At 43.4% G+C, this 22,492-nt stretch carries 21 protein-coding genes and 2 pseudogenes; 14 read left to right on the forward strand and 9 right to left on the reverse strand.

The window, feature by feature from the left end:
• Positions 1 to 398 precede the first annotated feature (398 nt).
• Positions 399 to 3,275 carry a UvrD-helicase domain-containing protein gene (locus ITG10_RS13100; protein ID WP_017631028.1) on the reverse strand — a complete coding sequence of 959 codons (2,877 nt, stop codon included), beginning with the start codon at positions 3,273 to 3,275 and terminating at the stop codon, positions 399 to 401.
• A 478-nt stretch (positions 3,276 to 3,753) separates the two neighbouring features.
• Here ITG10_RS13100 and ITG10_RS13105 point away from each other — a divergent pair, with 478 nt between their 5' ends.
• A complete protein-coding gene (locus tag ITG10_RS13105) occupies positions 3,754 to 4,944 on the forward strand; it encodes a hypothetical protein (protein ID WP_017631027.1) in 1,191 nt (396 codons plus the stop codon).
• Between the two features lie 590 nt (positions 4,945 to 5,534).
• Here ITG10_RS13105 and ITG10_RS13110 read toward each other — a convergent pair.
• Positions 5,535 to 6,296, reverse strand: coding sequence for a transporter substrate-binding domain-containing protein (locus ITG10_RS13110; RefSeq protein WP_017631026.1), 762 nt, complete (start codon positions 6,294 to 6,296; stop codon positions 5,535 to 5,537).
• A 251-nt stretch (positions 6,297 to 6,547) separates the two neighbouring features.
• Positions 6,548 to 7,180, reverse strand: a complete 633-nt coding sequence (locus ITG10_RS13115) for a LysE family translocator (protein WP_026084265.1) — start codon at positions 7,178 to 7,180, stop codon at positions 6,548 to 6,550.
• A 90-nt stretch (positions 7,181 to 7,270) separates the two neighbouring features.
• Here ITG10_RS13115 and ITG10_RS13120 point away from each other — a divergent pair, with 90 nt between their 5' ends.
• Positions 7,271 to 8,185 (forward strand): LysR family transcriptional regulator, encoded by a 915-nt coding sequence (locus tag ITG10_RS13120; protein WP_017631024.1) that lies wholly within the window; start codon positions 7,271 to 7,273, stop codon positions 8,183 to 8,185.
• Positions 8,186 to 8,222: 37 nt separating this feature from the next.
• On the opposite strand, the gene ITG10_RS13125 is transcribed toward ITG10_RS13120, so the two are convergent.
• On the reverse strand, positions 8,223 to 8,561 hold the full coding sequence (locus ITG10_RS13125) for a hypothetical protein (protein WP_017631023.1): 339 nt from the start codon (positions 8,559 to 8,561) through the stop codon (positions 8,223 to 8,225).
• Positions 8,562 to 8,808: 247 nt separating this feature from the next.
• On the opposite strand from ITG10_RS13125, the gene ITG10_RS13130 reads away from it, so the two are divergent.
• From ITG10_RS13130 to ITG10_RS13150, 5 genes are all read left to right on the forward strand, one after another.
• Positions 8,809 to 9,642 carry an AraC family transcriptional regulator gene (locus tag ITG10_RS13130; protein ID WP_017631022.1) on the forward strand — a complete coding sequence of 278 codons (834 nt, stop codon included), beginning with the start codon at positions 8,809 to 8,811 and terminating at the stop codon, positions 9,640 to 9,642.
• A gap of 104 nt (positions 9,643 to 9,746) precedes the next feature.
• Positions 9,747 to 10,475: an AzlC family ABC transporter permease gene (locus ITG10_RS13135; protein WP_248386435.1), complete on the forward strand. Its 729-nt coding sequence runs from the start codon at positions 9,747 to 9,749 to the stop codon at positions 10,473 to 10,475.
• A gap of 2 nt (positions 10,476 to 10,477) precedes the next feature.
• Complete coding sequence (locus tag ITG10_RS13140; RefSeq protein WP_017631020.1) at positions 10,478 to 10,807, forward strand: AzlD domain-containing protein; 330 nt, start codon at positions 10,478 to 10,480, stop codon at positions 10,805 to 10,807.
• Between the two features lie 48 nt (positions 10,808 to 10,855).
• Positions 10,856 to 11,161, forward strand: a complete 306-nt coding sequence (locus ITG10_RS13145) for an NIPSNAP family protein (protein ID WP_026084264.1) — start codon at positions 10,856 to 10,858, stop codon at positions 11,159 to 11,161.
• An 81-nt stretch (positions 11,162 to 11,242) separates the two neighbouring features.
• Positions 11,243 to 12,025 (forward strand): ribonuclease H family protein, encoded by a 783-nt coding sequence (locus ITG10_RS13150; RefSeq protein WP_017631018.1) that lies wholly within the window; start codon positions 11,243 to 11,245, stop codon positions 12,023 to 12,025.
• A 121-nt stretch (positions 12,026 to 12,146) separates the two neighbouring features.
• On the opposite strand, the gene ITG10_RS13155 is transcribed toward ITG10_RS13150, so the two are convergent.
• Entirely contained in the window at positions 12,147 to 13,292 is a 1,146-nt protein-coding gene (locus tag ITG10_RS13155; protein ID WP_017631017.1) for a glycosyltransferase, read from the reverse strand.
• A 306-nt stretch (positions 13,293 to 13,598) separates the two neighbouring features.
• On the opposite strand from ITG10_RS13155, the gene ITG10_RS13160 reads away from it, so the two are divergent.
• The 7 genes and pseudogenes from ITG10_RS13160 (at position 13,599) to ITG10_RS13190 (ending at position 19,363) form a co-directional block, all read left to right on the forward strand.
• Positions 13,599 to 14,525: a glycosyltransferase gene (locus ITG10_RS13160; RefSeq protein ID WP_017631016.1), complete on the forward strand. Its 927-nt coding sequence runs from the start codon at positions 13,599 to 13,601 to the stop codon at positions 14,523 to 14,525.
• A gap of 16 nt (positions 14,526 to 14,541) precedes the next feature.
• Positions 14,542 to 15,947 (forward strand): annotated as a pseudogene (locus ITG10_RS13165) (oligosaccharide flippase family protein).
• Positions 15,948 to 16,021: 74 nt separating this feature from the next.
• Positions 16,022 to 16,339 (forward strand): hypothetical protein, encoded by a 318-nt coding sequence (locus ITG10_RS13170; protein WP_017631015.1) that lies wholly within the window; start codon positions 16,022 to 16,024, stop codon positions 16,337 to 16,339.
• A 126-nt stretch (positions 16,340 to 16,465) separates the two neighbouring features.
• Positions 16,466 to 17,080 (forward strand): LysE family translocator, encoded by a 615-nt coding sequence (locus tag ITG10_RS13175; RefSeq protein WP_017631014.1) that lies wholly within the window; start codon positions 16,466 to 16,468, stop codon positions 17,078 to 17,080.
• 21 nt (positions 17,081 to 17,101) lie between these two features.
• A complete protein-coding gene (locus tag ITG10_RS13180) occupies positions 17,102 to 18,082 on the forward strand; it encodes a phosphotransferase (protein ID WP_017631013.1) in 981 nt (326 codons plus the stop codon).
• 36 nt (positions 18,083 to 18,118) lie between these two features.
• Positions 18,119 to 18,895 (forward strand): phosphotransferase, encoded by a 777-nt coding sequence (locus ITG10_RS13185; RefSeq protein WP_017631012.1) that lies wholly within the window; start codon positions 18,119 to 18,121, stop codon positions 18,893 to 18,895.
• A gap of 33 nt (positions 18,896 to 18,928) precedes the next feature.
• A pseudogene (locus ITG10_RS13190) lies at positions 18,929 to 19,363 on the forward strand (N-acetyltransferase).
• 56 nt (positions 19,364 to 19,419) lie between these two features.
• On the opposite strand, the gene ITG10_RS13195 reads toward ITG10_RS13190, so the two are convergent.
• The 4 genes from ITG10_RS13195 to ITG10_RS13210 all read right to left on the reverse strand — a co-directional run bounded on the left by ITG10_RS13195 (position 19,420) and on the right by ITG10_RS13210 (position 22,479).
• Positions 19,420 to 19,887 carry a DUF3429 domain-containing protein gene (locus tag ITG10_RS13195; RefSeq protein WP_017631009.1) on the reverse strand — a complete coding sequence of 156 codons (468 nt, stop codon included), beginning with the start codon at positions 19,885 to 19,887 and terminating at the stop codon, positions 19,420 to 19,422.
• A complete protein-coding gene (locus ITG10_RS13200) occupies positions 19,884 to 20,429 on the reverse strand; it encodes a glutathione peroxidase (protein WP_017631008.1) in 546 nt (181 codons plus the stop codon). Before ITG10_RS13200 ends, ITG10_RS13195 begins: the two co-directional genes overlap by 4 nt.
• Positions 20,430 to 20,498: 69 nt before the next feature.
• The gene (locus tag ITG10_RS13205; protein WP_026084263.1) at positions 20,499 to 21,857 is read right to left on the reverse strand and encodes an AarF/ABC1/UbiB kinase family protein; all 1,359 of its coding nucleotides are present in this window, start codon (positions 21,855 to 21,857) and stop codon (positions 20,499 to 20,501) included.
• 235 nt (positions 21,858 to 22,092) lie between these two features.
• On the reverse strand, positions 22,093 to 22,479 hold the full coding sequence (locus ITG10_RS13210; RefSeq protein WP_026084262.1) for a DUF393 domain-containing protein: 387 nt from the start codon (positions 22,477 to 22,479) through the stop codon (positions 22,093 to 22,095).
• Positions 22,480 to 22,492 lie beyond the last annotated feature (13 nt).

Below are 22,492 nucleotides of genomic sequence, written 5' to 3' on the forward strand. Positions count from 1 at the left end.
CTATAAGTATAATAGTAACCGTTAAAAAGAGACTGTTCTTCATCAGTGAGACGGGAGGAGTCACTCACCCATACCTGTAGTTATCCATGAATTGCTAATGTTCAATTTTCCGAAACTGATTTCTGTCCAGAGGTGTGCTGAAGCCGATCGGGGCAAACACACCTTTGCCCCATTGTGTGTTTCAACAATTAGATAGATGGTCAAATTCAACAACCTTTTACTTGTGTTCTCTTACGCTTTTTCGAACACACCGTTTGGCCCAAAACGATGACCATCGAGCGGTTGACTTGCCCCTCATAAGAGGCAGGTCACAGGTTCGAATCCTGTTGGGAGCGTCATATTAAAACGGCTAGAAAGCTAGTGGCTGATAGCCCTTTGTTGTTTCTGGGTTTCGCTATCTAATCGACGTTAATTTTGTTCAAACAATTATTCTCAACGTTTCTACGATAAGTAGAACACCCCCAAAACTCACCATACTTACCACGCCTCAATTTCATCTCATTACCACAATTCAAACACATTGGGCGCTCATGTTCACAACTGGAGTTAATGCAAACTTGATAATCATCTTTAGTTTCACGACTCATGGCACTACCGCACTTATCACAAGGCGTTTCCTTGTGCTTACAACGTGGGTAAAGTGTACAAGACATAAACTTACCATATTGGCCAACTCGTGGCTTGAGAACGCCAACTTTACAAGAGTGACAAACCATTTTGTCCGCATTCAGTTGCGTTAAGGAAGTATCAAACTCATTAGTCTCTACTGGATAGTTTCCTTTAATCAGCTCTGTAACAAAGTCACTTGCATCGGTCATGTCCGCGATTAAGTATGCTCTGTGTTTCGCACGGGTTAGCGCCACATAGAATAATCGCCGCTCTTCTGCGTGTTCAAACGTATCTCCTTGCGGTAATAACGCATTAATAAGCGTAGGGGTTTGTTTCTCGGAGGGGAAACCATGTTTGCCTGTTGTCAGTCCCATAACCACAACATAGTCCGCTTCTTTACCTTTAGAAGCGTGGAACGACTGGTTCTCAATGTCTAACATATGGTAACGCTGTCTTAACCACTGTAGGTAATTAGCATCTGGCATTTGGTACCAAAACCTTGCTAGTAAATAGACTTTGTTTTTATGTGGCGAGTTGGATTGGTGTACGTGGTTTGCAATCGATGTTAACGCTTTATCTAATGCCGTTATCCCTTGTTCCTCGGTTCCCTGTCGAATGACGCTTACCGCTGGTTTGCTAACCTGAACTAAAGACTTAATCTCTTTTTTAAGCTGAACGGGGTTTTGAGTAACAAAACGCGTTGCCACATCTCCGATAGCGCTATTAAACCTGAAGGTCATATCAAGCGTCGTTTTAGACGCTGCACCGAAGTACTTTTCAAAGTCTGTCGTTAAGCGAACATCAGCACCACTAAAGCGATAGATTGCCTGCCAATCATCACCCACACAGAATAACGAAGAGTTTTCTTTATTGTCTCGAAGTGCCTTTACAAGCCTTGCCCTAGGCTCTGAGATATCTTGAAACTCGTCAACGAGTATGTAACTCCAAGGCGACTCGAATTGACCTGTTTCGACATACGACAAGGCTTTTGAAATCATATCGTTAAAATCAATCACGTTCTCTTCTGAAAGGTAATCTTGGTAGCGCTGGTACAATGGCATCAACAATTCCAAAGCCTTAGCTGTTTGCTTGGGGTCTAGAGAGTTTTTTATTATTTTTTGAATACCAATTTCATCAAGACAAGCAGCTTTATACAGATCAACTAACGAACCTAAAAGGCGAGCCAGTTCTGTGACTAGGCCTGTTTTCTCTAAACTTTCGAACAACTCATTATTGGGCAGTGGATTTGTATTCACTTGGCGAGTGATTAGCTCTCGCTCCAAAATTTCTAACATCGAGCGATTTCGGTGTTGATGGTAATACAGTTCAACATACCCTGTTCCATACTTGGAATGCGTTTCTCTCTTCCACTTAATGCCTTGTTGGTATCTCTCTTTATCGATATATGGTGGAGGGTTTCCGTTTTCATCCGTACCGTAATACTCAATATAAATATCATAATCTGGAAGATAGAAGTCGGGTTCGTACTGTCGGTATTGCTCCGTAGCTACATCGATTCGATACTTAGCTTCGTATTGATAATTGATGCCTTTTCTATAAAGCCAGTTGGCAATCACCATTTCACCAAAGCTTTTAACCTTCTCGCCTTTCAGCGTGCGGATATCGTTATCATTGAGATACTTTAAGTGTTCGCCTTGGGTTTTGAACTCAAATGGATCTTTATCTACGAAATAATACGCACTGAAATAATCTAGTAACGCTTTCTTATAGCTAACATTTTGCATCAGAGAGGCAATAGCCTCATTCATCCACTTCACTTTTGCGCGTACGTCACTCTCCAAGGGCGATAAACTTGGCGCCTTGCCTTCAACTTGTGAAATTATCTTCACGCCCAGACTATGAAAGGTACTCGCTTTTACATCTTCAAATCCTAGTTTTTCCCTGATGCGCTCATCCATCTCTTCCGCAGCTATTCGACCATACGCCAGCATCAAAATGTCGTTTGGTTGCGCTTGCCCGCTTTTCACTAGGTAGCCAGTTTTACCAACCATTACACTAGTTTTACCTGTACCAGCTCCAGCTAAAAGAAGGTTATTATCATTGTCGGTGATGCAAGCAGCTCTTTGCTTAGTGGTGAGCGGGTTAGATTCCACGCTGTTAAAAAATGAATCAAAAGCGTTAAGCTCGCGCTCCACATACTCACTTCTAATACGCTCAACATCCGCCGTTTTCCAATTAGCAATGCGACTTACCTGGGCTGCTGTATTTTTTGCGGAGTCGGATAGACCCGAAGCTTTGTTCCAACCTCGCCACCGCTTGTGTTCTGTTTTGGCAAAGCTCTGTATGTTCTGTATGGATGAGTCGCGAAGAAATCTGGATTGGCATTGATTCTCCACTGAATCTAAGAACCCAACCAAATGCTTTGCATTTTGATTAGCCCAGTGAGGAAAAAAATTGTGTGGGTATTTAAAAGGGAGTAGATAGCTTAACATAGAGAAGCTGTGTTGCTTACCGCCAACACTAAAGCTTAAGCAACCGCCAGCGATTGTAGCTTTCAAACTTGGGGCGCTATCCAAATCCTCCCATTTGAAGAAACTCACCTCTCCGTCTGAATCAGCTTGTATACCTACATCACTGATCTCAACGACAAGCTGATTCTTGAAAATTCGACCGAAAAAGTTTGTGGTAAGTGTCCACTGCGTCATTATACGCTACCGCCTAAAGTGTGGTTGCCTCGTAAAGAGGCATAGTCTAACTTATCGGCAGAGTACTAGTACTTGAGTGTCATCAATTTTTACAGTTAATCGATTCAGAACACAAAGACAACAACATAGAACTGTAGTGGTTCATAAAAATTGGCTAATGAGATAGGGTTTGGCCATATTCTCATGCAAATGGGTTTAGTGTTGTTTCGATTCGTAACGCGACATTGCCGCAAAATGTGTTTCGAACGTGAAACACTGACTTCACCCAAGCATCATTTGACTTGCTTTTCATAATACCAAAGTATGTCCATACAAAGAGGTAACCACTTTCATGAACTGAATTTAGCCGTAATCACAAAATTCGAAACTGCTAAAAAGTCACCTTATTAATTATTTATTAAAAATAAATTATATACTTACTAATACCTATCACTTCTATATGTATAATCTGTCTAGAACTCAAATATTAAGGATGATTATGTTGTTTAGAGGACTTGGTCTCATTGTTGCGATGCTTTTAAATGGTTGTACTTCTTCATCATTGAGTGAAGAAGAGTATAAAGCGCTTTACAAAGAGTATTTAGGGAAAAGAAATATTGTATTTGATTTAGAACCTCAACTATTTCATAGGAACGCAGAAGAACTAGACCCTTATAAATTAGTAACAACGGCATCTTTTCGAGCATGTCATGAGTTAAGAGAAGATCCGACATATGAGCAATTCAATATATCTTGCCATCAAATTGGTAGATTAAACTACAGCATAGGTCCATTTAAAAAACACCATCTCGACTACAGCTTTAGTGATGATAAAACTACGTTGGATGCGTACCAAAACCCTTACGTTGTAAAACAGCATGTGCCCTATTTTTTCGAAAAACTCCCTGAGATATTGACGTTTACAACGGCATATGGTGAAAAATTACAGAGATATACGATAGAGAACGCTCAGCATTGGGACGATTTGTTGCAGACCGATTTTGGTCGTAAGAGAAAAATCGTCGAGTTTTATGCCAATCACGGTGTTACTGTTTTTCCCGAAAAATTTACAACGGTTAATGAGCCAGGGACGATTAGCACTGAATCGTCTTATCTAAGGGATGAGTTACTATGGCGTTATCAAAATCAGGTCAAAGCTGGTGGCCAATTTTCCTATGACAAATTAATTGACGAGATGAATGCGGGGTATGTGAAATATTTAACAACGAAACATGATGACTTATGTGGCGATCACACTAATCAATCTTGCTCGTGGGAATCAAGCAGCAATCAAGAGAAAGGTTACTATTTCACCGTTAATCAAACACAGTCTCAGCAACTTATGATAACGCGTACTCATCGTTCACATTGCGATGCATACAGTATGGGAGTGACCTTTTCCCAGAATGTAGAGAAAGATGCCGAAAAAACGGTGAACTGTGATGTAAAAATTGATGATAAAAGTGTGGCTAAAGGGGCGTGTCAAGTAACAGAAAAGTCGGATTTGAATCATGTCTTTGTCACCATGGAGGGCAGTCTCATCAATATCGAAGACCTAAAAGTGAACCCCAAAGCGACGATTACTTATGGTGTTGGCGATGGTAGCATCGTATTGACGTACAAAGCTGACGATCTCAAGACAAGAGTGACCACCCTCACACAGTTTTGCGATCAAGGTAAAAATATATAGACGTTCTTGTGTGAAGCAAAAACATCTGTCTGGTGTACTAATTCAGGTCTGTTTTTGCTTCAATTCAGTCGTAAGCGATACTCGGCTAAGCGAGTTTTGCCATATCTCATCTAATTTATTATGCTTTGCTAAATTAGTAAATGCGCAACTCGGAACTGTCCAAAAGTTTGTTACACACATGTCGATTATGTTTGTCGATTATGTCCTGCTAGAGGATTAATTGGAGCGTAGTAAATTTACTACGTTGAATCTTAGTCGTTGTTCAAATTTGCAGACTTTCGATGCAATGTTATGCGAACTTATGCTGCAAATAGTATTGTAAGTCTTTGATGTTTTGTTCGAGTTATGCTGACTTATCCTGCAAGCATCACCTTCTGAAGCCTGCAATTTACTCTACGTTGCAAGCATCACCATATAAAAAGCCGCTCTTAATGAGCGGCTTTTTGCTATCTGAAGCTTTTTAAATCGTTTCTTCAAATATTGTCTAAATCTTTCAGATTATCCAGTTCAATATTTTCAAAATCCTATCAATGCAAAGCCTGTCAAAAAGTGCAAACAATCATTGTCTACACTGTTTGAAAGCCACCATACTATTCGTAAATACTGTATGAAAAATACTTACTTGCGATTTTTTGATGCTGACCATTGTCGATCAAGCGCTGGATACCGTCATCAATAAGATCTTTGAGTTCATTATCTTGTTTTCGTACTGCGACACCAATACCACGCCCGAACCATTTTTCTTCTGTAAATTTAGGACCCGTAAAGTGATAGTCCTTGCCTTGTTCCGTTTCAAGAAAGCCCGCGTTGAGCCCCATAGAGCCGCCAAATACAGTATCGAGACGACCGTTTAACAAATCGGTAAAGGCCTCATCGAATGTACCGTAACGGCGAATATCGACATCTGGATAGATCTCCGAAAGATATTTGTCACCGATGGTGGCACGTTGAACCCCGATAGTAAGATCATTGAGACTGTCATCATTCATGTTGATCTCTCTATCATTTTTCATCACAAAACGAGTAGGAACTTTGGCATATGGAATGGTGAAGTTAACTTTCTTTTCTCGCTCTTCAGTGATAGTCATCGCTGCAATGATTGCGTCGTTTTTTCTGCTTAAAAGCGAAGGGATAATCCCGTCCCAGTCAGTTTTTGAGATGACGCATTTTACTTGTAGCTCAACACATAGAGCATTAGCCAAGTCGACTTCAAATCCTTCTAATTGGCCGTCTTGTGTCGTCCAGCTGAATGGTGGGTATGCTCCTTCCACCGTAAATCGGATTTGCTTCCAATCTTTTGCGTATGTGAACACAGAGAAAACACTGACGAATGCAACAAGTATCCATTTCATTTGTTATTTCCTTATAGTAATAATGGATACTGATAATTAACCACTTGTTAACATTTTTCAATGCGAATACATATTGATGTGAGCAAAGGCATGCATATTAATTAGTTAGCCCCAGTTCTTTTGCCAGAAGTACTGTTAGCGTATTTAAGGATGTTAAATACGCTATCCTCTTAATCTGCAGGCAGCACTACAGCAGACGATTTTTCCTCTCAAATGAAATCCAATTTACTTTTTTTCCTTTACTAGCTCGACTATAGGTTGGAACCGTGATTTGTGACAGCGAGTACAACCGCTGCGATTAACAGCGCTGAGCCACCGATTTTATTCAGGTATGTTGGGTGATCTTGCATAAATCCAAGAAGTTTCTTGGCAGATATGGCGTAAATCATAACCCACGTAAAATCCAACACTGCCATTGTGGGGCACATCACCAACATTTGTGATAACAAGGGTTTGGTTGGATCAATGAATTGGGGGAAGAATGCGGTGAAAAACACAATCGCTTTGGGGTTGCCTGCTGCAACGAAGAACCCACTTAAATAGAGTCTGTGGCCTGAAATCGCGGTGGGAGGATTGTTGACTATTTGTGCTTCACACTCAGGTTTATCAAACAACATCTTGATACCCATATACAGCAATGTTGTGACCCCAAGCCACTTGATAACGGCGAACGCTAGTTCAGACGCTGACATTATGACGCCAAGTCCAATTGCAACAATGATCATCTGTATGAAGTTTGCTGAGATATCACCTAGTGCCGTAAAAATAGCTTTATTAACGCCATATTTCATTGAATGAATGACTCCCAACAAAATGCTGGGACCTGGCGTCATGGTTAAGATAAGTGAAGCGAGGCAGAAGGTTAGCCATGTTTCTATAGTCATTTGTTTTCTCCGGGTGACTAGTCTCTATTTTTCGGAAAAAGTAGTCTGCTAGCATAGAGATAGATATCAAAATAACTTGAGGTTATATAAATGGTTGAAGACTTGGAGAGCATTCCATCATTAGCTCCTAAATTACTTCTACAGCTAATAGCGCTCGGAAGTATCACTGATGCCGCTCAGATATTAGGAGTCAGTCAACCCGCTGCGAGCAAAGCACTTCGACGTGCTGAAGATGTGTTAGGTTTCGCTTTAATTCGAAGAGACAGTCGTCCGTTACTGTTAACTGAGGAAGGAAGGCTATTTGCTGAGTTCGCTAAACAGCAAGAATTACAGGAAGAAGTGTTATTGAGACAGCTTCGACTTATTCAAAAAGATGGTGCTGGACAGGTGAAAGTGGCTTCTTTTGGCGCATCCGCGTCCACGCATATTTTACCTAACCTAATTCATGCGATCAGCCAACACTTACCTCAAATTAAAATTGAAATAAGCGAGTTTACTGACGAGGGAGCATTATTGGCATTGCGAGAGGGGCGCGTAGATTTTGCAATCGCGGTTGATAAAGAATATTTGGATCTAGATATCATCCCAGTTTTTACTGACCGAATGGTGGCTTTAGTCCATGAAGATGACCCTTTATCCCAGTTGCCAGTTTTGTCGGCTGTGGATATCGAAGACCGAGATTTTATATTGAGTAAAGGGGGCAGCGAGGCGCTCATTAGAGAATGGTTTAAGCTATCAAAATCTCGCCTTAAAGAAAAACACACCATTGTTCAACTGACCTCAATACTTGCTTTGATTCGAGCGGACTTAGGTGTTTCTATTGTTGCAGAGCTTGCCGTTCCAGAATCTCATCCCAGCGTAAATGTTATTCCTCTTGCGCCGGAGTACCCTCGTAATATTTGTGTGGCGAAAAGAGGTGGTTGTTTTTCTTCGAACGCAGCAAGGTTAACTTGGGAGTTTTTGAGTAAAAATAGGTCACACAGTTACCTAAGCAAAACGAGGTAATTAAGTGCGAAGAGACGTTCAGTTCTAATTTCCTAATTTAATTCGCAGGCAACACAACCGCAGATGCTTCTTCCTCTGAATCTTCCTTATCTTCGACTTGTTCAGCTACCCAATCAATTGTCTTTGTCAGATAAAGTTTGTTGGTTTCGGTATCACACCAACTCTTCGATAATCCTCTTCGATTAAACTCACTGCCAATTGCCGCCAGTGTTTGATTGCTCGAGCGCCCGTAATACAAGGTGTCGCACAGTTGCAGGTTCGACATCGACTGTGGGTATGTATTAACCGACGAGGAGTTCATGCTTAGTGCTTTGGATTGATTGTGCGTACAGCCTGTAAGGCTCAAGAAAAAGATCAATGCTAAGGCTTTCTTCATCATATCTCTGAACAGTTACCAATAGTTGGCGGGAATTATGAGCATGATTAAGTCACTGATTTGTCAATTCTTCGCCAACTGCTTAAAGAGCACGATCTTGCTCGCAATTAGAACGCTTTATTGAGCCGTTTAATTCCTCGGTCAAAAAATGCATTAACGACCAAATGCGCAATTTTGTACAAAAGCTGAAAGAGCCTATAGAGTAGACTGATAAGTCGCTCGATAATTAACAGGCTTGGGAATTGTTATGGAGAACAAGAAACGCTCTAAAGAAAAGGCCGAATATAAGATCACAGAAGAACTCGGTGGCCTTGAAATTCTTAATGCTGAATATGAAAAGCAGAACTTTTCACGCCATAGCCATGAGGGCTATACACTTGGTGTTATCGAGCAGGGCGCTCAACGTTTCTATCGAACGGGCGGGCATCATGTTGCACCACAAGATGCCATCATTCTGGTCAATGCCGACGAAGTTCACAGCGGACACTCTGCCACTGAAGGTGGTTGGGCGTATCGTGCGATGTATCCACTTCCTGAGCAACTCGCCAAAATCACTCAAGAGCTTAACTTACCCAATTATGGTGCACCTTATTTCCCTAGAGCTGTGGTTGAAGACCCTGAACTCGCTAATCAGTTGAGGTTGGTGTTCAACGCGATTGATGAATCGGATAATCGCCTGTTACGCGAAACCTTGATGTACGGAATGTTGGTTAAGCTGATTAGCCGACATGGGAAATCGAGCCTTAAGCCTCAACTGGATGGAAAAACTCAGCGTCAGCTTGTTTTGGTGAAAGAGTTTTTAGATGATTTTCCGCAAGCCGATGTCTCCTTAGAAGAACTCTCTAAACTGGCGGCTTTAAGCCCGTTTCATTTGGTGCGCTCTTTCCAAAAAGAGTTCGGTCTTCCGCCACATGCGTATCAGATTCAGTCTCGGTTGAGGCTTTCTCGCAAGTTACTGAAGCAAGGGCATACGATTTCTGATACCGCTCAAGAATGTGGCTTTCACGACCAAAGCCATTTTCATCGACACTTTAAAAAAGCCAATGGCTACACGCCGGGGCAATACATCAAAATGCTTTAAATCGTACACGTTAATTCGGTCGCGAAATCGAGCAAGTTTGTACAATCGAACCCACTCAGGTGTTTTTACATTGAATAGCCAATGTGAAGAGAGAAAAGAATCATATGGATAATCAAAAAATGGATAGGCGCACTCAGTTATGGAAGGGCGTTTTAGCTGGAATGCCGCTGAGTATCGCCGTGATCCCGTGGGGAATTCTTGCGGGCTCATACGCGATAGACGCCGGATTGAATCAACTGCAAGCACAAGCGATGTCAGCGATTCTGTTCGCAGGCTCAGCGCAACTGGTCGCCGCGGGCATGTTCAAAGCGGGTATTGGCCTTGGCACTATGTTGCTGACCACGTTGTTCATCACCTCAAGGCATTTTTTATACAGCGTATCGATGCGCGACAAAATCAGTCACCTTCCTACGCGTTGGCGTTTGTTGCTCGGTTTTTGGCTCACCGACGAACTGTTTGCGATATGCAGTGGGCAATCTCAACAAGAGTTTAATCGTTGGTACGCGGCGGGTGTAGGAGGCGGTTTTTATCTGGTTTGGAATATCGCGAGCTTCGTTGGCATTGTCGCAGGAAGCCAAATCCCGTCACTCAATGAAATCGGTCTCGACTTTGCGGTAGCTGCGACCTTTATCGCGTTGGTTTTTCCATTAATCAGAACTTTACCTGTTGTCGTGTGTGTTGTGGTTTCACTGGTTACATCGGTTGCTATGTCGGTCAACAACGTTGAAGGTGGACTCATGGTTGCAGCGATTGCTGGCATGTTAGCGGGCTTTTTCAGTGAGTCGTTTCAAGAGCGAAACAATGGCAACAAGCCAGCAGTGGAAGGGAAATAGAGATGATTTGGTTAACGATATTACTCATGACAGCGATTGTGTTCTTTAGCCGATATCTGTTTCTAGAACCTGCAATCCCGCTTCGACTAAACCAAACAGCGCGACGCTTGCTACGTTATTCAAGCCCAGCAGTGTTGACTGCGATTTGGGGGCCGATTGTGTTTGCACCAGAACAAGCATTTTGGCCAAGCCTAGAGAACCCATACCTGATTGGCGCGGTGGTGACAGGTCTGTTGATATGGAAAACCGGCAATGTACTACTAACGATCGGTGTCAGCATGGCGGTGTTCTTGTTCTACAATCTTGTCGCGGTTGATTATCTTTTTTCTTAATTGCCATATAGGTTTATTTCTTCCTCATAATTTAAGGGCTGTATAAATATGATTACTTGTTATGTTCGATATGTAATTGATCCTAAAAAGATTAAGGAGTTCGAGACCTACGCAAAAATGTGGATTCCGTTGGTGGCTAAGTTTGGCGGTCAACAAAATGGGTACTTCTTGCCATCAGAGGGCGCGAACAATATAGCCTTGGCGCTGTTCTCTTTTGATAGCTTGGCGGCTTATGAAGAGTACCGAATTCAGTCTTTAAGCGATCCTGAGTGTATCAAGGCCTTTGAATATGCCGATGAAGTCGATTGCATTGTTAGCTATGAGCGTAGCTTCTTTAGACCTGTTTTTGACTGATTGACCTTGCAACGCATGGCGCGGTGACTTCTAATGTATTGATTCACCATCTGTGTATTTAGGTTTTGGTAAGGAGTTAATTTGGCTAAGAAATATTATGTGGTTTGGAAAGGTCGCACACCGGGTATTTTTACCACTTGGAACGAGTGTAAAGCGCAAGTCGATGGCTTTGCAGGCGCAAGATATAAATCGTTTCCAACACTAGGCGAAGCTGAGTCTGCTTTCGGTGGTAAAGCGTCTTCTGCATCTCAGTCGAGTTCAGGTACTAAGCCTGCATTTGCGAAGCCACGTACAGCCAGTAAAGCGAAGGTTCCGCCTCTTTCTCAGCAGCAAATTACGGATATGCCTTTTGACATCAAGATCTTTACCGATGGGGCCTGTGAGCCAAACCCTGGTGAAGCAGGAACGGGGTTAGCGGTCTACTTGAATAATGAGCTAACCGAGTTGTGGTATGGCTTGTATCAACCGATGGGCACGAATAATACCGCAGAGCTGCAAGGCTTAAAGCAAGCCTTCATCCTCGCGCAAGAAAAGCTGCAATCCGGTTTGTCTGTGGCGATTTATTGCGACTCGAGATACTCGATAGACTGCATCACTAAGTGGGCATCAGGTTGGGAGAAAAAAGGTTGGACGAAGCAGGGCGACGAGATCAAAAACCTCGATATCATCAAGCCTGCTTATGCGCTTTATCAAGAACTTGCTTCTCGAATTACCATCCACCACGTTAATGGTCACGTAGGTATTGAAGGCAACGAACTGGCCGACCGCATGTCTATTGTGGCGATTTCTTCTAAAGAGCAAAACCTGAGTCGATATTCAGAGACTGACGATCTCACCGAAATCTTAGCTTTGCGCGCCGGATAAGAAGGCTCGATAGTTAAAGCATCACAGCCATAGCGTTACAGTGTGCATCAATGTAACGCTTTGTTCCTGCCTCATTTTATAACGCTTATTGCTTATTGCTTATTGCTTATTGCTTATGGCGTTAAGCTGGGTTCTCTATCCAGTGAGACAGCTGTTGTGCCTGTTTAAATGAATTGAAGTTGTGCTCGACTCTTGTTCTTGCCTTCATCCCCATTTCTGTTTTGTCGTTGCTGCTGAGCTGTGCAAAACGCTCAATGGTATCTCTTAATTCCTCGACACTTTTCTCATTGACCAAAAATCCAGTCTCTGGCGTGACAATCTCCTTACATCCCATAATGTTGGTCGTGATCACGGGCGTACCCACAGCCATCGCTTCTTTTAACACGAGTGGCCCTGTGTCGACACAGCCTGTTTCTGAAAAGCAGAATGGGGCGATCAGGCTATCGTAATTGGGTAGGTTCTCTTTTACCCATTCGTGAGGTTGTGCGCCAAGAAAGGTGACATGTTGAGTTAGTCCGTGTTGATCTACTTGGGTTTTCAATTGCTGCTCCATATCCCCAGTCCCAACGATGTCCAAGTGGATATTCAGAGGTTGAGCAATCGGTGCCAACGCATCTATCAAGTAATGAATGCCTTTTTGCTCGACGAGTCGACCAAGGAACACAAGGCGCAGAAGCTTGGTATCCGTTTTGGGTTGCAGCTTAAATTGGTTGGTGTTCACACCACAATGCAGCAGTTTGATGTTGCCTTTTGCCATGTTATTGAAATCGGTGAGCATGTCTTTGCAGACCGCAACCACGAAATCGCTCGATGAAATCTTGTGTTCAATATCATAAGCAAACTCGTACACATCGTGTCCGTGGGCGACAAACGAGCAAGTAATGTTGAGAAGTTTCGCGGCAACAATGGCATGCGCGGTTGTGTGTTGGCAGAAGTGTGCATGAACATGATCGATGTCTTTTTCTGCTAATTGCAGAGCCAGTTTAAAGCCATAAACGAAAAGCGATCTTTTGGGCATGCTGTTTTGCTTGGAGACAAAAGAAACAGCCTTGATGAACCCTACCCAGTTAATGCTGGGGATTTTACCCATCCGAACATTTTTACCTATTTCGACAATGTCGTAGTCGAACTGCTTATCACTGTTTTCAATTTTGAACGTCATTACACAAACATCATGCCCACAAGCTTTCACAGACTCGACTTCTGTTTGAATGAATGTCTCACTGAGTACTGGGTAGGTTGGCGCCACAAATGCTACTTTCTTCATTCCTTACTCCTCAAATCCATGTCATTAAAAGGAATAAAGCAAAATACGAACCAAGATTGAATGGGGTTTTAAAGGGCGTTTTAGAGGGGATAGGGATGATTTTCCTGCGGTTATCGCTCAAATAGAGCCGGTTTTCTCAAAATGGAAATCAAATTGGAATTTTGAGTTTCTCCGTTGTTTACGTCTCGTCGTCATTTTGCGAATAGGCTTGTAGGTCGCTGATATAAAAGCAATCCAGTAGAGATAAGCGATCGGCACAGAACATGCAATGTTGGTCATATAACGTATAACTGCGAGAGCGTCATTATGGCTAAAGTAAGTATCATTATTCCTACCTACAACTGTTTAGACTATCTACCGAAAGCGATCGGTAGTGTGCTTAAACAGACTCATCAAGACGTCGAATTGATCATTATTGACGACAACAGCAACGATGGGACGTCGACCTATCTTGCGACGATACACGACGAACGCATTATTAAATTATCGACCTTAGGTGTTGGCGCGCCTCAAGCTAGAAACCTTGGTATTGAGAAAGCGACCGGTGAATACATCGCATTTTTAGATGCGGATGACTTTTGGTTTCCAGAAAAAATCGAACGCCAACTTGAGTTTCACCAGCGATACCCTGATCTGGCGATGAGCTTTACCAATTACGAACACTTAACTGAAGATTACGAAGTCATTGTTGACTGCTTTAGTTATTGGTCACAATTTCAAGACCAAGACGAGTTGTTCATCAATATCGAAAACCCTTTAGAGTTCATCATAGAAAACAACGTGATTGGGACCTCGACCGTTATGGTCAAGGCTGAGGTGTTCTCTAAAACAGACAGCTTTAATGCAGACATCAAGTACGGTGAAGATTGGGAGTTATGGCTCAGAATGAGTGAAAATCATCAGATAGGTGTGTTGAACTCAGTGCAGGTTGGTTACCTGATGAGAGCCACCTCAGTGACCCAAACTGAAACTCTCAAACTTAGGAACTTGCAGTCCATAGAATCCATTCTCCAACGCTATCAAGATGATAGCGAAAGTTGGAACCTACCGCAGTCTAGCTTCAATATTGCCAAGGCGAGAATACTTGAAGGTTACGCTGACTATTATCGAGGTTTACAACAGAACAGACAGGCTATTGCCTACAGTTTCCGTTCTTTGGTCATGTCACCTCAAAAACGCACATTGCGACACCTAATTGGAGACTGTAAAAGTTTCCTAAAGCCAGCTTGGTAAGGAATAGGTGACGACTATGGGTTCATTAAAGCAGTCGGCTTATTACGCCATCGGCATATTAATGATGAAAGGGATCTCATTGGTGATGATCCCGTACATTACGCACAATATGACGTTGGCAGAGTATGGTTCCTTAGAAGCCATCGTCTTGTTGGCAGACATTGGGACGATATTGTTCAGCTTCGGTATTGTCGACGCCATGTATCGTTACGTTGGCGTTGCTGAAAGCGATGAAAAGCGCAAGCTGGTATCTAACTGCTTTACGCTTAGTTTAGTGGTGTGTGTACTTGGCGGCGTGCTCATCGCGCTCAGCATGCCTCTGTTGCTACTGATGTTGCCTGTTGAGTTCAAACCTTATCAGATCGTTCTTCTACTCATTCCTACGATGCTTGACGGGGCAATATCCATCCCGCTTACTTTGATGCGTATGAACTCAATGGCGAAACGTTTCTGCCAACTCAATGTATTGAAAGCCGGTGTTCAGGCTATTATGACGTTTGTCTTGCTTGAAGCGGGTTATGGCATTGATGGCGTGCTGATCTCTGCCGCTGCTTCCAGTGTGCTATTGATGCTTTGTCTGGTGAGTTATCAGTGGCAGCAAATGGGCAGTTTAGGTTGTTTTCAATATTCAGCGAAGATCTTGAAATTTGGGTTACCAACTTTGGTTGGCGGGGCATCCATTTACATGATCACCGGGCTAGATCGCTGGGTGATGGCAAGTTTGGTTGGAGTAGAGGAGCTGGCCATTTATGCGGTTAGTGGTAAGTTTGCGTTAATTTTAGGCTTGCTGCTGCAACCTTACGCGCTTTGGTGGTTTCCAAACCGAGTCGCCATGCTTCAGCTACCCGACGGCAGCAAAATGTGTGCGACAGAGCGTTAATCGGAGTTAACCTAGCCATAGTGTTAGGGGGCTTGATGATCTTAACTGTTCCGGGCTTCATTTCTCTTATTTTACCAAGCAGCTATCATCAGGCTGGGGTTATTGTGGTCTCACTGCTAGCGATTACTGTTATTAAAAGTGCGGGAGACTCAAGTCAATCACAGATGTGGATACAAAGTAGTTGTGCGGTATTGGCTGCCATAGGCTATTTTACGGTAGCGCCTATTTATGGAGTGTGGGGTGTTATCACTGTTCTTTGCGTCACTTATATTGTGCGACTCATGCTTTTGTATATTGTAAGCCAAATGATGGAACCGTTGCCTTACGAGCATAGCAAGTGGGTCATGGCAGTCAGTATCGCATTAGTGGCGATAGTTAGTGATCAACTTTTGGGGTTGGTTTTGGTTGATGTTCATGACTTTATTCTGGGTACTGCTGTTGGTTTAATCACGCTGGTGGTCTTTGTGAAATACTCGGTGATCGTTATCCCTCAGGCTCTACTTGATAAGCTCACACCGGGAAAGCATTCGCACGCAAACTAAATAAAACACTGTTCATTATTGGCTGAGTTAGATAGTATTTATAAATTCAATGAATGCTAACTATGGAAAGATATATGAATAAGTGGATTGTACTTTCAGCGTTTTGCTCAACTCTATCGTATGCTTCTGCTGAGCTTGTCAGCCAAGATTTATTGTCTCACCATTTTGATGCCCCAGAGCTCTCATCTCTGGAAACGCAACACAGCGTTTGTAGCAGCCTTGTCTGTAGTTCAATATCCGAACCACAATCAGTTTCTTCTGCGGGGGATTTTCCTGAACGCGAATCGAACCCAACGATAGATACGATAACCAGCGCAATCTACTTCTTGGGTGAAATGGGCGTTGCTGAAAACCTATCGACTCCAGAATATGAAAAATTCTTTGAGAACTAGCTGAGAGGTTATATATACCGAGAGGCGCTTTTTTGTCCTATTACAAAGTACATAAAATACTGTTATAAAAGCTTCTATCGCATTTTATGATTCAATTACGTAATACATGACGACTAGGACACCCCGATGGAAATATGGAAGTTGCTGCTGTTTATTCCAGCGTGCTTTGCGCTGAATATGACGCCTGGCCCAAACAATCTTTTGTCGATGAATAATGCCCGTTGCTATGGCTTTAAAGCCGCATTTATAGCTGGGTTAGGTAGAATCGTTGCTTTCTCAGGAATGATTGCGTTGGCGGCGTCTGGCTTGGCCGTGGTGCTTTATACTTCTGAGACCTTGTTCTTTCTTATCAAGTTGTTTGGTGCCATGTATTTGCTTTGGATTGCGTTCAACTTATGGCGTTCACAAGCCAGCCCTGTCGCGGACATCGAGCGCAATAAAAATTGGTTTGGTCTAGTTAAACAAGAGTTCGCCCTTGCAGCTGGTAACCCCAAAGCGATACTTATCTTTACCGCATTCCTGCCTCAATTCGTTGATGTTTCAGCCAATGTAAACACACAGTTCTTCATTCTAGGTGGCACATTCCTAGTGTTAGAGCTACTCGCGATATCTATCTACGCTGCCTTTGGTTTATACCTCAGAAACTGGTTCTCCAAGCCGCAAATGGCTAAGCGTTTCAACAAAGCGTGCTCGGTTTTTCTTGCTCTATCCGGTGCGAATCTGTTGGTGAGTCGTCAGTAACGAATTAGGGCTGAAAGCAATATGGTAAGCACAGATATCCTTTCTCATTGGCTAGAAACTAAACCCCATATGTCGCTAACTGAAGTTACTCTTGGGGCAAACAATACAGTGTATAAGGTTGAATCCACACCAGCTTTCTTTTTGAGGAAGTACAGGGCTCATGATGTCAGCCGTATAGTTAATGAGCATAAACTGCTGTTCTTTTTATCTCAAAAAGTACCCACTGTTGTTTCGCCCTGCCTCACTTCATATGGCCAAAGTTTTGTTGAGGTCAATGGTGAATACTACGCGTTGTTTCCAGAGGCTCATGGCTCCTTGATTGAGAAGCATGCTTTGACAGACAAGCATGCATTCGAAGCCGGTATTATCCTTGCGAAGCTTCATCGTCAGTTGAGTCTCTACCCTAGAAATGGAATGCAAAACGAGATGTTTCCAGTTATCCAACTGTCATGGGATAGAGAGCAATGGCTACAGCGTCTTGATAAGATCATTGCTGCTATCGAAGCAAAAGGGGAGCAAAACGTGGAGGATGCCTGGGCGCGACGAAGGTCTATGCAGCAACGTTGTTTTTTAGCAAGTGATCAAAGTGTTCACTCTTATAAGACCAAAACTGAGCGAGTACTGATTCACGGCGACTTTCATCAATATAATCTCTTCTTTGATAATCATTCTAAGGTGAGTGGTATTATCGATTGGGACTTAGTTCAATACATGCCACCAGCCTACGAAATAGCCCGGGCTTGCATGTACATGTTTGACATGGATGTGAAGAAGTCGGTCGAATTTGTGAGCGGTTACTTGTCCATTAATGAACTTTCAAAAACGAGCATTTGTGATGGAGTCTATGCTTGGGGCATTTTTGCTGACCACCATATTTGGGCGTTGGAAGAGGTGTATTTAAAACAGAACTTAGCCGCTCGTAAATTCATACCTCATAAGAACTTTTTGCCTTTTGCTCAGCAATGGTTATTGATAGAGTCGCGCTTGGTAAATAAGCGATAACGGTAAGGTGTTTCATTGTATTCTCAGGGATCTCTAATGAGTAACAAAGATCTATCTAAAATGGGTTCGGCTAAGGTAACTCTTGTAAATCGTAATGGCGTACCTTGTATTCGAAAGCAAGGGGCGGGTGAGGTTGAGATTTCTTTTTACCAAAACGCTGCACAGCACTTGTCTGGTGTACACAGCCCTAAATTGTTGGCTGTACAAGGGAACGACCTCTTTATCGAGAACATACCACTCTCTTTGACATTAAATGAACTTCAAGCCTCTCCAGAGGTGTATCAGCAACTATCTCGCATTCATCAGTCTCAATATTCGCTGAGTTTTGCAGTGAAAGAGCATAGATGGAGTACCTGTGCCACTGAAGCTGCGCTCATGTCTCTGAATTTACCTCAAGTGACTCAAGACAGCTTACTTCGTATTCAGCAATTGAGTGGTACTTTGTTCGACCATAGAACCTTGATCTCTGGTGATGCGAACGAAGGTAATTGGGGCCGAAGAGACAATGGTGAGCTCGTATTATTTGATTGGGAGCGTTTTGGTTATGGCAGCCCAGCTATCGATTTGGCACCGCTCGTTTCTCGTATGGGGACTTTGTCTGACTATGAGTTTATTGTTGACCAGTACCTACTTCATAACAATCTGATTTCCCGAGAAGATCTATTAAGGCAATTGATCATCGCGAAAAGCTGGATCGTAGTCGAAGTCACGAATATATTAGTCTCGCGTAACAACCCTGAAGCTTCGAAATACATCCACTGGTTTAGGGAGCAATTGCCAACTTGGCTAGCTACTGTGGAAGGTCAGCTATAACAAGGTTGGAGTCAAATCTATAAAGGTCTATTTATGAATATTGTCTGTGCGGAAAAACAGGAACTGGCTGAAATTTACCAGCTTGAACATGCTTTGTTTGGTGACCATGCCTATCCGCAAATTTTCATTCGTCAGGCATTTGATTGTTGGGGAAAAGGCTTATTAGTTGCTAAGTAAGACTCAAAGATTGCGGGCTATGCCTTAACGACATCTACGGACACGCAGAATGAGTTTTGGGTCCTATCATTAGCGGTAGACCCGAATTATCGTGGTATGGGAATTGGCCGGAAATTGATGCAACATGCGGTTGAGCAGTTGCCGCGAGACGCTAGGCTTTTGCTCACTGTAGATCCAAATAACACATCCGCTTGCGCGCTCTACGCGTCAATGGGGTTTTCCACGATCAAACAAGAAGAAAACTATTTCGGTGATGATGAGCCGAGGTTAGTGATGCAGCTCATCATCTAGATTGTTGCTAACGGTTTTTAATCGAAGGCTCACAGTTCAAAGACAGTCTCGTAGCTCTAGGTCAGCATCACGATACCGTGCATTAATACTACGCTAGAGGTGAGCCGAGTTCTCATATCAAAGTAGCCATCGGGGCCTTGGCTCTGGTTCTCTTCTCTCATAGCTCTTTCTGCTCGCCAAACCGCAATGTAGCCAAGGATCAGAATCAGGGTAGTGAGAAACTCTTTTTGCTCTCCAAGCAACATTGCCAACCATGCGATTAATACAATCACGTTGCTGAGAATCAGCGCCTTGTTACTGGTTTGGCTTTCGAAGTTTTCGATGCCATTTCCCCACAAGATTCCTGAAAGAAAACTCAAGATAACCACGCTGTAGGTGATGAAGAGTGTCTCGCCACTCAGGCCTAGGAGTTGGCTGTCGGTCAGAGACAGCAGTAGGCCAAATAGAAACGGGATTAGCCCCATATAACCTAGCTTGGCCATGGTATTGCGGGTTTGAGTTGTCGCCATGTAATCCGCCCTCATAACTGTTGCTCAATCGCGTTTTTGAGTGTGGCACTCACTGGAGATGTTGAGCTAGGGAAGGTGGCGACCACTTTGCCTTCTTTACTGATCAAGAATTTGTAGAAGTTCCACTTGGGCGTTACACCTGCTTGCTGCTGTATCTCGGCAAATTCTGGGTTGGCGCTACTGCCAGACAGTGAAGCTCGCGCCATCATAGGAAAGGTCACACCGTAGTCGAGATAACACACTTTAGCCGATTTCTCTTCGCTTCCTTTGTCTTGGCGAAAGTCATTGCTTGGGAAGCCGATAACCGTGAAGCTTTGGTCTTTATAGGTTTGATGAAGTTGCTCGAGTTGCTCAAATTGCGAAGTAAAGCCACATTGGCTTGCAGTGTTAACTATCAAGAGAGTCTTGCCTTGAAACTCATCACACAGGGCGATTTCTTCGGTTGAGTTTAACAAGCGCTGTTTGCCATTAAGTATCTCAGGACAACTCGCTGCGAAAGCGAAAGAGCTTGTTAGGCTGGTAATCAATACGGTTGAGCAAAGTAGTGAACATTTCATAGGTTTGGCTCATTTTAGTTGGCGTAATGGTTATTACTCTTGAGCACGTTGAAATGATCACTTTGCTCATTATTTACTGTCGTTTTCCCTATCGTTCTTAGTTGTGCTTTTGCTCTCTGACATAAGATATGGAGTGACCAAACGACTGATATTCACTTTTGCACCAAGGCGAGCCGCGAGTAGATACATGCCACCAATTTTTCGGTGCAGGAACAGCGCATCGGCGGGCGGTGTGTGCCAATACTCTTGCTCCATGCTCAAAATGGTGCCTGCTTCACGAAGCCTTTGTGCCAATCCACTCGCTTTGAAGTCGTACTCTTCGTCAACCAACATCGGCTCACACGCCATTTTTACGAGGTTTAGAATCGCTTGGCGTTGATCGGGAAGAATCGTCTCGCTGAAGAATCCAATTTGTTCTAACGCTTGGTTGAGCCCTTGTTCATTGTTATTAATCACCGATGAAAAGGCTAAGCGATAACCCTCGCTGAAGCGGTCGCTGTATTCACGGGTTGCTCCGAAGTCTAATAGCCCAATCTGGCGAGTGTTTTCAACGTAAAGATAGTTGGCGAAATTGGGGTCGGTTTGCACCATTTTGAAATTGAACAATTCTCTGAACAAAAGCTCGAGCAAGCTGTGCATTACAAAGTCACGGGTGCTTTGATCGTAACCTTCTATCTGTTCTATTGAGACGCCTTCGATGAAATCCATAGCGAGTACCGATTCTGAAGAGACTTGCGGATGAATCTTAGGTACGACGAAGTGAGGGTGCGCTTTTAATGCATCATGATAACGAGTCGCGTAGTCAGCTTCGCGAGCATAGTCTGCTTCATCGTGGAGCTGTTTCTTTGCCTCTTCTAACAAGCCTTTGTAGTCGACCGACTTTGGTATCAAGCCAACAATGTTGAGCAGTGTGCCGACGTTGTCTACGTCACTGTCGATACTTTTTCGAATCCCTGGGTATTGGATTTTGACGGCGAGTTTGTCCCCCGCATCGCTATAGGCTTGGTGAACCTGACCGATGGAGGCACTGGCGATCGGTTTAAAGTTGAAGGAAAGGAATTCGGTTTTCCAATGGTTTCCGAGAGAGCTTTCTAAGACTTGATTGAGCTGCTTTGTTGGCAGTGGGTCAGCGTCTGAGCGCAGGCGAGAGAGAATGTCGGCTAATTCAGGTTCTAGGACATCGCCCGCATCCATTGACAGCATTTGTCCTAACTTCATCGCAGCGCCGCGCAGGTGTGCGAGTTGATCGGTCAAGCGAGCAATGTTTTGTGGCGTTAATAGTAAGTCTTTTGCTTTGGGCCTGTTGCCTTGTGCTATCTGCTTGGTGCCTTCCGTGAGCACATTACCCGCTACCCTTGTCGCTAGTGAGGCAAACTTACTGAATCTAGAAATTCGATGTGTGGGAAGGTTTCTCTCTTTTGCGGACATAAAGGTTCTCTCTGGGAATCAAGGTTGACTACAAAGTTCTATCAATCATTACACAACGTTATGTTTTGCTGTGATAACTTGTCGCGTGGAACAGTAAACAGAATTAAAAGGACAAAGCATGAAATTTATTTGGTTGAAAGTGGCCGTTACGGTATTGGTGTTCGCAGCTCTGTTTGGCATCGTGTACTACAAAGTCGCTAGCGGCATGTCTTAATTCCAATGCAATTTAGTACAGCTATTTAGTGCAGCTGTTTCCGTTGCAACGCGACTTTCCGGTTAGCCAGAACGAAATTTTATATCGATTCTTGGCAAACCGTAGATAGCACCAATCTGCCATTGGCTTGAAAATCGCCCAACGTAATGGGGCATAAAGCCAGCCCTTTCCTACTAGCTTCCACGCTTGATAAGTCACATCTAAACCGAGCAGTAGCTTTCCGTTTTCGTCCAGTGCATGCAAGATTGTATTGGCTGCCTCGGCATCTATTTGCGGATAGTTTGAAAACGCTTCACTGTAGATATCGATGGTCTGGATCCGGTTTTTGGAATCAGACTTAGTCAGCCCTGCCATCTCTTTTGCACAAAGTGGGCAGGTTCCATCGTAAAATATCGTTAATGCAGTCATTGTTTTCCTTACC

It is taken from the genome of Vibrio sp. ED004 (assembly GCF_023206395.1).
In the GTDB taxonomy this organism is placed as follows: domain Bacteria; phylum Pseudomonadota; class Gammaproteobacteria; order Enterobacterales; family Vibrionaceae; genus Vibrio.

Coding starts and splice junctions, on each gene's coding strand:
- ITG10_RS13100 (WP_017631028.1), bottom strand. CDS start 3,275: ATGACGCAGTGGACACTTACCACAAACTTTTTCGGTCGAATTTTCAAG.
- ITG10_RS13170 (WP_017631015.1), top strand. CDS start 16,022: ATGAATAAGTGGATTGTACTTTCAGCGTTTTGCTCAACTCTATCGTAT.
- ITG10_RS13105 (WP_017631027.1), top strand. CDS start 3,754: ATGTTGTTTAGAGGACTTGGTCTCATTGTTGCGATGCTTTTAAATGGT.
- ITG10_RS13205 (WP_026084263.1), bottom strand. CDS start 21,857: ATGTCCGCAAAAGAGAGAAACCTTCCCACACATCGAATTTCTAGATTC.
- ITG10_RS13200 (WP_017631008.1), bottom strand. CDS start 20,429: ATGAAATGTTCACTACTTTGCTCAACCGTATTGATTACCAGCCTAACA.
- ITG10_RS13130 (WP_017631022.1), top strand. CDS start 8,809: ATGGAGAACAAGAAACGCTCTAAAGAAAAGGCCGAATATAAGATCACA.
- ITG10_RS13110 (WP_017631026.1), bottom strand. CDS start 6,296: ATGAAATGGATACTTGTTGCATTCGTCAGTGTTTTCTCTGTGTTCACA.
- ITG10_RS13210 (WP_026084262.1), bottom strand. CDS start 22,479: ATGACTGCATTAACGATATTTTACGATGGAACCTGCCCACTTTGTGCA.
- ITG10_RS13135 (WP_248386435.1), top strand. CDS start 9,747: ATGGATAATCAAAAAATGGATAGGCGCACTCAGTTATGGAAGGGCGTT.
- ITG10_RS13145 (WP_026084264.1), top strand. CDS start 10,856: ATGATTACTTGTTATGTTCGATATGTAATTGATCCTAAAAAGATTAAG.
- ITG10_RS13115 (WP_026084265.1), bottom strand. CDS start 7,180: ATGACTATAGAAACATGGCTAACCTTCTGCCTCGCTTCACTTATCTTA.
- ITG10_RS13185 (WP_017631012.1), top strand. CDS start 18,119: ATGAGTAACAAAGATCTATCTAAAATGGGTTCGGCTAAGGTAACTCTT.
- ITG10_RS13195 (WP_017631009.1), bottom strand. CDS start 19,887: ATGAGGGCGGATTACATGGCGACAACTCAAACCCGCAATACCATGGCC.
- ITG10_RS13140 (WP_017631020.1), top strand. CDS start 10,478: ATGATTTGGTTAACGATATTACTCATGACAGCGATTGTGTTCTTTAGC.
- ITG10_RS13180 (WP_017631013.1), top strand. CDS start 17,102: ATGGTAAGCACAGATATCCTTTCTCATTGGCTAGAAACTAAACCCCAT.
- ITG10_RS13175 (WP_017631014.1), top strand. CDS start 16,466: ATGGAAATATGGAAGTTGCTGCTGTTTATTCCAGCGTGCTTTGCGCTG.
- ITG10_RS13160 (WP_017631016.1), top strand. CDS start 13,599: ATGGCTAAAGTAAGTATCATTATTCCTACCTACAACTGTTTAGACTAT.
- ITG10_RS13155 (WP_017631017.1), bottom strand. CDS start 13,292: ATGAAGAAAGTAGCATTTGTGGCGCCAACCTACCCAGTACTCAGTGAG.
- ITG10_RS13125 (WP_017631023.1), bottom strand. CDS start 8,561: ATGAAGAAAGCCTTAGCATTGATCTTTTTCTTGAGCCTTACAGGCTGT.
- ITG10_RS13120 (WP_017631024.1), top strand. CDS start 7,271: ATGGTTGAAGACTTGGAGAGCATTCCATCATTAGCTCCTAAATTACTT.